The sequence below is a fragment of the Frankia sp. AiPs1 genome (assembly GCF_023716945.1).
GTDB lineage: Bacteria > Actinomycetota > Actinomycetes > Frankiales > Frankiaceae > Frankia.
Window position 1 is genome coordinate 1 of sequence record NZ_JAMQQF010000885.1, and the last position, 1627, is coordinate 1627.

Genomic DNA, 1627 nt, shown 5'->3' on the forward strand with positions numbered 1-1627 from the left:
CACCGGACCCGGACCCGGACCCGGACCCGGACGCGACCGCGACCGGTTCCGACTGGCCGGCGCCGGACCCGGCGGCGGCCGAACCGGGCGCCGGATGGGCGTGCCCGCCGCCGCCGTTGAGGTGGATGAGCACGCCGCGGCCGTTGCAGTGCACGCACGGCTCGCTGTACGCCTCCAGCAGGCCCTGGCCCACCCGCTTGCGGGTCATCTGGACCAGGCCGAGGCTCGTCACCTCCGCGACCTGGTGTCGCGTGCGGTCCCGGCCGAGGCACTCGGTGAGCCGGCGCAGGACCAGCTCGCGGTTGCTCTCCAGGACCATGTCGATGAAGTCGATGACGATGATCCCGCCGATGTCCCGCAGCCGGAGCTGGCGGACGATCTCCTCGGCGGCCTCCAGGTTGTTCTTGGTGACGGTCTCCTCGAGGTTGCCGCCCTTGCCGGTGAACTTGCCGGTGTTGACGTCGATGACCGTCATCGCCTCGGTGCGGTCGATGACCAGCGACCCGCCCGACGGCAGCCAGACCTTGCGGTCCAGTGCCTTGGCGAGCTGCTCGTCGACCCGGTAGTCGACGAAGACGTCCCCGGACCCGGTGTAGCGGCGGATGCGCGGGCGCAGGTCGGGGGCGACGGCGTCGATGTACTCCTCGATCGTCGCGGCCTCGCCGGAGCCCTGAACAACCAGCTCGGTGAAGTCCTCGTTGAAGATGTCGCGGATCACCCGCACGACGAGGTCCGGCTCGCCGTAGAGCAGTGACGGCGCCGACGCCTTCTTGGCCCGCCGCGAGATGTCCTCCCACTGCGCGGCAAGCCGTTCGATGTCGCGTTCGAGCTCGGCCTCGCTGGCGCCCTCGGCGGCGGTGCGCACGATGACGCCGCCGTCCTCGGGTGTGATCTTCTTCAGAATGCTCTTGAGCCGCGCACGCTCGGTGTCGGGCAGCTTGCGGCTGATGCCGGCGTTCTGACCGTCCGGGACGTACACGAGGTAGCGGCCCGGCAGGCTGATCTGGCTGGTCAGCCGGGCGCCCTTGTGGCCGATCGGGTCCTTGGAGACCTGGACCAGGACCGACTGCCCCGACTTGAGCACCTGCTCGATCTTGCGGGGACGGCCGTCGAGCCCGGAGGCGTCGTAGTTGACCTCGCCGGCGTACAGGACGGCGTTGCGACCCTTACCGATGTCGACGAACGCCGCTTCCATGCTGGCCAGCACGTTCTGCACCCGGCCGAGGTAGACGTTGCCCGCGTACGACGCGGAGCTCGCCCGGGTGACGAAGTGCTCGACGAGCACTTCGTCCTCAAGGACCGCGATCTGGGTGCGGTCGCCGGCGTGGCGAACGATCATCCGACGCTCGACCGCCTCGCGGCGGGCGAGGAACTCGGCCTCGGTGACGATCGGCGGACGGCGCCGACCGCTGTCCCGGCCCTCCCGCCGCCGCTGCCGCTTGGCCTCCAGCCGCGTCGACCCACTCAGGCCGCGGACCTGGTCCTCGTCCCGGCGGACCTCCCGCACGTGCACGACCGTGTTCGGCGGGTCGTCGACCACCGCCGGCGCGGCGGCCCCCACCCGCCGGCGGCGCCCACCCCGGCGGCGGGTACCCCCCCCCCGATCGTAATACTGTCACTTTTAAAC

Annotated in this window: 1 pseudogene; it reads right to left on the reverse strand. The window is 71.1% G+C overall.

The window, feature by feature from the left end:
• Nucleotides 1-1606, reverse strand: a pseudogene (locus tag ND748_RS31585) (Rne/Rng family ribonuclease); the annotation flags it as partial.
• Nucleotides 1607-1627 lie beyond the last annotated feature (21 nt).